We start from the raw sequence: 6,461 nt of genomic DNA, 5'->3' as shown, positions 1-6,461 counted from the left end.
TCGTGGTGAGATCGATCGCCCGCACGCCAGTTACCGCGCGATTTTCGATGACAAACTCCCGCACTTCATGCTCTAGCAACACTTCGCCGCCGTTAGAGACGATCGTATCGACAAAGGCAGCGACCACCGCTTCAAACTGCTGGGTGGGATAATAGGCTCCAGCTTGGTAGCCCCTAAATAAGGCCACCCAAGCATAGAATGAAAGCTGGTTTGGGGGCAGCAAAAAGTCCGGCCATTGCAGAGCCAGTAGAGTCTGAGCAGCTTGCGGTAGCTGGAATTTGTCGAAGACGTCTTGCAGGGTGCTATTGAGGTAGCGAGCAGTCGTCAAGACAGTCTGAGGCTGTTTGAGTAATTCTAGGGGTGAAACCGGCGGGGCGATAATTTTCATCCCCGCACCAGTTGTTTCTACTTCATTAATAAACCGGCGAATATTCTCGCTGGCAGCTGGAAACAACTGCGACAATCGATCGATTAATTTGGCCGGATCGGCAGGGATATTCAGCAGATAACCGGGCATCCGCATTCGATCGAAACCATCGGGATCGTACCGCTCGAACGTAATTTTGCGCTCTAAGCCGAGTTTAGTGAGGACTTTATGTACCGTTTGTCCTTCGCCACAGTCCCAAACATAGTGGAGTTGGGCGTTAAATTTATACTTTTTGGCGAGGGTAAAGGTATGTCCAAAGCCACCAGGATGTTCGTGTGCTTCGAGGACGCGGACTGTTTTGCCAGCATTGGCCATTAGCGCACCAAATACCAATGCTGACAAACCACTACCGATAATTAGGTAATCTGGCTCCATAAATTTAAGTCCACACCGGAACGATGTGGGTGGCTGGTCGAGAGTAGAAAGTGGGGGGTTGTGTCGTACTTGAGTGAGTCGGCTCTGAGGGTGGCGGTGAAATCCTCTGCGGTGTGGTGCAGAGGCAAAGGTAATTTAGTTGGGAAAAATCTTGTTAATAAAAGGGATGGCTTGTTTCCATTCCTTAACTCTTTGAGTCTGCTGATTTGGGGAGTAGTCCATACAGTCAACTGCCAGTTCGGTCATGACCGAACTGGGATGAAGAGCGCAGTTCAAGTAGAGATTGCGATCGAAATACTTGCAGCTTTGGCACTTGACCGCACTATCCGCTTCGAGCTTGGCTACAGGTTGCCGTTTCTTGGCAGAAATACATGCAGCAATGGCGGTAGCCACTGCTAGCAGAATTGCCGTGCTGCTCACCACGGAAAAACTCGTATCGACTTTGGGCGGGGGTGTCATGCCGCCAGAGATGGGTTCGATGAGACTGGAGGTGGCTTTCATGAATATTCCCGCTAAAATTTACATACATGCTGCTAATGCTGTTATCGAGCGGGTTAGAGGTCGAAAACTACAATGATGAGGTGAAATTATCTCTGTAACTCGCACATCTTAGTTTTACTAGGCATTGCTGTCTCAATGAATCGATCGATAGACAGATCTTCAGCCAAATTTAGATTCTCAAATGTCTCTCTAAAGACAGAGACATGGGTCTTATAAAGATTTTTGGCATTAGTTTCAGTTGGCTTGAAGCTAGACGTTGGGAGTGCCAACTCAAAATTACCGATCCAGTCATCGTGCAACTTTGCATACCTCACTCCCATAATTTTGTAACTTATCGTTAAATTGCTACGCCCAGAGATCGAGCGATCGGGGAAACTAAAATCTACTTGAAATAATCGATCGTCATCCCCATGCCCATCAAAACTAATCAATTACAACAGCTCTCTCCCCTCACCGTTCCCGATCGACTGCTCATGGGGCCAGGGCCTTGTAATGCACATCCCACAGTGCTAACAGCCATGAGTACGACACCACTGGGACACCTCGATCCGGCTTTTTTGCAGATTATGGACGAGATTCAATCCCTCCTGCGGTACGTCTGGCAAACTGACAATCCCCATACGATCGCCGTCAGCGGTACGGGTTCGGCAGCCATGGAAGCGACGATCGCTAATAGTGTCGAACCTGGGGAGGTCATGCTGATTGGGGTGGCGGGATATTTTGGCAATCGATTGGTCGATATGGCCGGACGCTATGGCGCGGATGTCCGCACTATGACTAAGCCTTGGGGGCAAAATTTCTCTCTCGATGAACTCCGTGCCGCCATGGCCGAACATCGCCCCAAAATTCTGGGGTTGGTTCACGCCGAGACATCGACGGGTTGCCGCCAACCGATCGAGGGTGTGGGCGAATTGTGTCGGGAGTACGACTGTTTGCTACTACTGGACACTGTAACTAGTCTGGGTGGCGTGCCAATTCATCTCGATGAGTGGGGTGTCGATTTAGCCTATAGCTGCTCTCAAAAGGGCTTGGGCTGCGCTCCAGGCGCATCGCCATTTACCATGAGTCCCCGCGCGATGGCCAAACTCTTAGCGAGAAAGACAAAGGTGCCCAACTGGTATCTGGATATGCTGTTACTGGGTAAATATTGGGGCGTGGAGCGGATGTATCACCACACTGCCCCCATCAATCTCTACTACGGTTTGCGCGAAGCCTTACGACTAGTCTCCGAAGAAGGCATCGATAAAAGCTGGGCGCGACACCAAACCAACGTCGAATATCTCTGGTCGAGTTTAGAAGCGATCGGACTAACCATGCACGTAGAGAAACAGTATCGCTTACCCACCCTCACTACCGTCTGTATCCCCGATGGTATCGATAGCAAAGCCGTCGCCAAGAAACTCCTCACCGAACACAATATCGAAATCGGTGGCGGCTTGGGCGAACTCGCTGGCAAAGTCTGGCGCGTAGGATTAATGGGCTATAACAGCCGGACGGAGACAGTCGATCGCTTAGTTGCGGCACTCAAACAAGTTATAAACTAAATCTAAAAGTAGCGAGATCGGCTAATTTTAGCGATCGAGTCATCAACCCCAAAATCGATCGCCAGCATAATTTGAAATTGGCGATCGATTAGCGCAATAGATTCGATCGATTAGCCTACTGCTACTTTCGTAAATTCCATTGTCCCCAGTTGCCAACTGTCGAGGGGATCTGTACCCAAGGTACTGCGGTTGCCGTTGCTGTTAAATTGGTAGGATTCATTTGTGCCTGTGCTGGTGACGTTTTTAATTTGGTTGTCTATCTAGCGGCTATCGGCTAAAATCTATTTATAACTATCGATAGATCTCTTATGCGATCGACTCTAGAAATAGAAGGAACTTGGGAAGAAATTCTTGCTAATGCTAATGAATTTTCTGGTAGACGAGTTAGATTAACTTTGTTGGAAAAAGGAACGAGTCAAGAAACAGATTTGCTCAAAGAAATCAATCTTGGAGTTTTATCAGATACGTGGTCGGAATATCATCTACTCATTGCTAAACGCCAAGCTGAAACTTTGACAGAAGCGGAGCAACAGCAACTAATTGCAATTAGCGATCGATTGGAAGTTGCAAATGTTCGCCGGATGCAAGCATTAATCGAACTGGCAAATCTGCGCGGTCAGTCTTTAGCTGAAGTAATGCAAGAGTTAGGAATTCCAGAGTCTCATTAAATGACTGAAATAACTGCTCAACAAAAGGAGTTGATTACTCAAAGAGCGCGAGGATACTGTGAGTATTGTTGGAGTCAAGTCAAGTATTCACCCGATCCTTTTTCTATCGAACATATTATTCCTTTGTCCAAAGGTGGGACTTACGATCTAGATAATCTAGCTCTCGCCTGTCAGGGGTGCAACAATCGCAAATATAATCATATTGAAGCGATCGATCCGATCGATGGTAACTTCGTACAGCTATATCATCCACGTCAACAATTACGATCTGAGCATTTTATTTGGAGTGATGATTTTACCGAGCTGATTGGCATTAGTCCGACGGGGAGAGCTACGATAGTTCGGCTACAATTAAATCGGGAAGGGGTAGTAAATTTACGTCGAGTGTTGAATATGGTTAATCTCCATCCTCCTAATTGAACGATCGACCCAGTCAATAGCAATCCAAATTAGGTCGATCGATGACTAAAATTGCTCAATCGATTTTATAGACTCGATCGAATATCATCATCAGCACAGATCGAGATCGCAAGCAAAAGTTTTTGCTCCATACAAGCTCTATCCACTCTACTTCTCTTACTGCTCTCTACTTTTGTCCCAAACATCTTCAAATTCATCTGCACTTATTTCCAAGTCACCATCTTCTGGTCGGAAATTTGCAAAATTAAATTCTGGTCGCTCTGTAAAAATGTACGCACCATCTTTTTCATCATAAAGAGTAGCCCAGTACGTTGCAGATCCGAATACTCTTATCTGTCTTTGTACAATATTTTTTCCATCTAATTCACAATAAAACCATCCGTCTTCATCCTGTAATGAAATATCATAAAATCTTAAATATCTCACAATATTTTCTCGGATATTACTATTCTGTTGTTTAAATTTAGACCCCGTTTGTTCAACAAAAATTGAACATTGTCTCTTGTTTTATCACCTTTTGCTGTCAAGGATTGTCTAATCTTCAAGCCTGGTACGTCTATTTCAATAAAGTGAGTTAAGAAATTTACCTGTAGGTTGGGTAGAACGAATGTGAAACCGAACATTTACACGATCGATAGTTGCTGGTGTTGGGTTTCGAGGCTCAACTACAAATTTATTTTCCGATCTTGCCACTTTTTCCGACACTGTTTCCTACTCCCCACAAATCTACCAAACGGACGAGGCGGTCGCCTAGATAAATCTATAGCATTCTAGATGAAGTATACCTAGAAGCACATGGCACAAGATCTATCGACGCTGCCAGCACCAGCAGGTGACGGGATTGCGGGCAATCTAACCGATCTCGGTCGCGATCCGCTGGGCTTTCTCACTACATGTCGGGATTACGGTGAGATCGTCCCCCTGCGCTTGGGTTTGACTTCTAGCTGCGTACTCACTAATCCCGACTACATCGAGCAAGTGCTCAAAAACCGCGACACTTTCATCAAAAGTCGCGGTTTTCGCGTTCTCAAGACGTTGCTCGGTGAGGGACTACTGACGGCTGAGGGCGAATCCTGGTTCTCGCAGCGACGATTGGCGCAACCGATGTTTCATCAGTCGCGGATCGACAACTATGGCAAAATCATGGTCGAGTATACCGATCGGATGTTGCAAACTTGGCAGGATGGCGAAACCCACGATGTCCATGCCGATATGATGCGCCTGACACTGAAAATCGTGATGAAGTGTATCTTTGATGCCAATGTCGATACTGGTGAAGCGCACGCGATCGCGGAGGCTCTAGATGTCGCGATGAATTGGTTTGAAAGCAAGCGACGGCAGAATTTTTTGGTGTGGGAATGGTTCCCTCGACCGGAAAATGTCCGCTATCATCAAGCGATCGCCAAGATGGATGCGGCAATCTATGGGTTGATTGCCAGTCGGCGACAGCAAACTGACGATCGAGGGCACGATCTGCTATCGATGCTGATGTCCGCTCGCGATGAAGATACCGGGCAGCAAATGAACGATAAATTGCTGCGGGATGAAGTAGCAACCCTGATGCTCGCCGGACACGAAACCACGGCCAATGCCTTGTCTTGGACATTAATGCTATTGTCCCAACATCCTGACGTGCGCCAAAAACTCACTGCGGAGTTGCAACAAATTTTACAGGGTCGCTTACCTTCGATCGCCGATCTGGGCAAATTGCCCTACACGAACCAAGTTATCAAAGAGTCGATGCGGCTCTACCCACCCGTCGCTATTTTTGGGCGCGAAGCCGCCAAGGATACAACGATCGGCGATTACGATATTCCGCAGGGTACAGTCATCACCATCAGTCAGTGGGTGATGCATCGCCATCCCAAATACTTTAGCGATCCCGATGCCTTCCAACCCAAACGCTGGACGGAAGCTTTTGAAAAACAATTGCCGCGTGGCGTATATATTCCTTTTGGCGATGGCCCGAGAGTCTGCATCGGCAAAGGTTTCGCCCAGATGGAAGCTGTGCTGTTATTAGCAACGATCGCTCAACGCTTTGAATTAGATCTCGAACCAAATTTTGAGATCGTGCCCCAACCGTCGATTACTTTGCGTCCGGCTACTGGTATCCGCGTATCGCTCAAACGCATCGGCGAACCAGTCGCGATCGGCGATCGATAATCGATTTACACGAGCGGAAATCTCAACAAAGTTCGATCGCATTAGCTCGCTCGATTGTCGATTCGGTCTAGTTAAGTAGCTGGACATAATTAAAGTAACAATGACGACATCGCCCTCCCCCCGCCCTCACCCCGCCCTCACCTCCGGCTCTGGCTCCCCTCTCCCAAGCTTGCTATCCATTACGCAGATCTCGTTGTAACGTATACTCAGAGAGGGTTGTGCCTTCATGTTGCGCGGTCGATTGACTCTGCAACCGACCGAATGATGTTCGCAGCAGACGAGAAACAGCCTTTTCTCAAAAGGCAACCAAAGAATGGAATGCTTGCCAGTCATGGCTTCTGGATACTTGTGCGTAATGGATAG

The 6,461-nt window shown here is 47.6% G+C and carries 8 protein-coding genes; 4 read left to right on the top strand and 4 right to left on the bottom strand.

From position 1 onward, the window contains the following. The 3 genes from RMO84_RS12670 to RMO84_RS12660 form a co-directional block, all read right to left on the bottom strand. Window positions 1-802: NAD(P)-binding protein (locus RMO84_RS12670; RefSeq protein WP_310488813.1), on the bottom strand; the 802-nt coding region annotated here is incomplete at its 3' end. 135 nt (window positions 803-937) lie between these two features. Further along, window positions 938-1,303, bottom strand: coding sequence for a hypothetical protein (locus RMO84_RS12665; RefSeq protein WP_310488812.1), 366 nt, complete (start codon window positions 1,301-1,303; stop codon window positions 938-940). A gap of 86 nt (window positions 1,304-1,389) precedes the next feature. Further along, a complete protein-coding gene (locus RMO84_RS12660) occupies window positions 1,390-1,734 on the bottom strand; it encodes a hypothetical protein (protein ID WP_310488811.1) in 345 nt (114 codons plus the stop codon). On the opposite strand from RMO84_RS12660, the gene RMO84_RS12655 reads away from it, so the two are divergent. From RMO84_RS12655 to RMO84_RS12645, 3 genes are all read left to right on the top strand, one after another. Further along, a complete protein-coding gene (locus RMO84_RS12655; RefSeq protein WP_310488810.1) occupies window positions 1,714-2,847 on the top strand; it encodes an alanine--glyoxylate aminotransferase family protein in 1,134 nt (377 codons plus the stop codon). The genes RMO84_RS12660 and RMO84_RS12655 overlap by 21 nt on opposite strands. 308 nt (window positions 2,848-3,155) lie before the next feature. Next, a complete protein-coding gene (locus RMO84_RS12650; RefSeq protein ID WP_310488809.1) occupies window positions 3,156-3,515 on the top strand; it encodes a hypothetical protein in 360 nt (119 codons plus the stop codon). Then, window positions 3,516-3,935, top strand: a complete 420-nt coding sequence (locus tag RMO84_RS12645) for an HNH endonuclease signature motif containing protein (protein ID WP_310488808.1) — start codon at window positions 3,516-3,518, stop codon at window positions 3,933-3,935. Between the two features lie 156 nt (window positions 3,936-4,091). On the opposite strand, the gene RMO84_RS12640 is transcribed toward RMO84_RS12645, so the two are convergent. Then, window positions 4,092-4,361, bottom strand: coding sequence for a hypothetical protein (locus tag RMO84_RS12640; protein WP_310488807.1), 270 nt, complete (start codon window positions 4,359-4,361; stop codon window positions 4,092-4,094). Window positions 4,362-4,730: 369 nt separating this feature from the next. On the opposite strand from RMO84_RS12640, the gene RMO84_RS12635 reads away from it, so the two are divergent. After that, entirely contained in the window at window positions 4,731-6,098 is a 1,368-nt protein-coding gene (locus tag RMO84_RS12635) for a cytochrome P450 (protein ID WP_310488806.1), read from the top strand. The last annotated feature ends 363 nt before the right edge of the window (window positions 6,099-6,461 follow it).

The organism is Chamaesiphon sp. VAR_69_metabat_338, assembly GCF_031423935.1.
Lineage (GTDB): Bacteria > Cyanobacteriota > Cyanobacteriia > Cyanobacteriales > Chamaesiphonaceae > Chamaesiphon.
The sequence above is the reverse complement of the archived record's forward strand: the minus strand, read 5'-3'. Positions and strand labels throughout refer to the sequence as shown.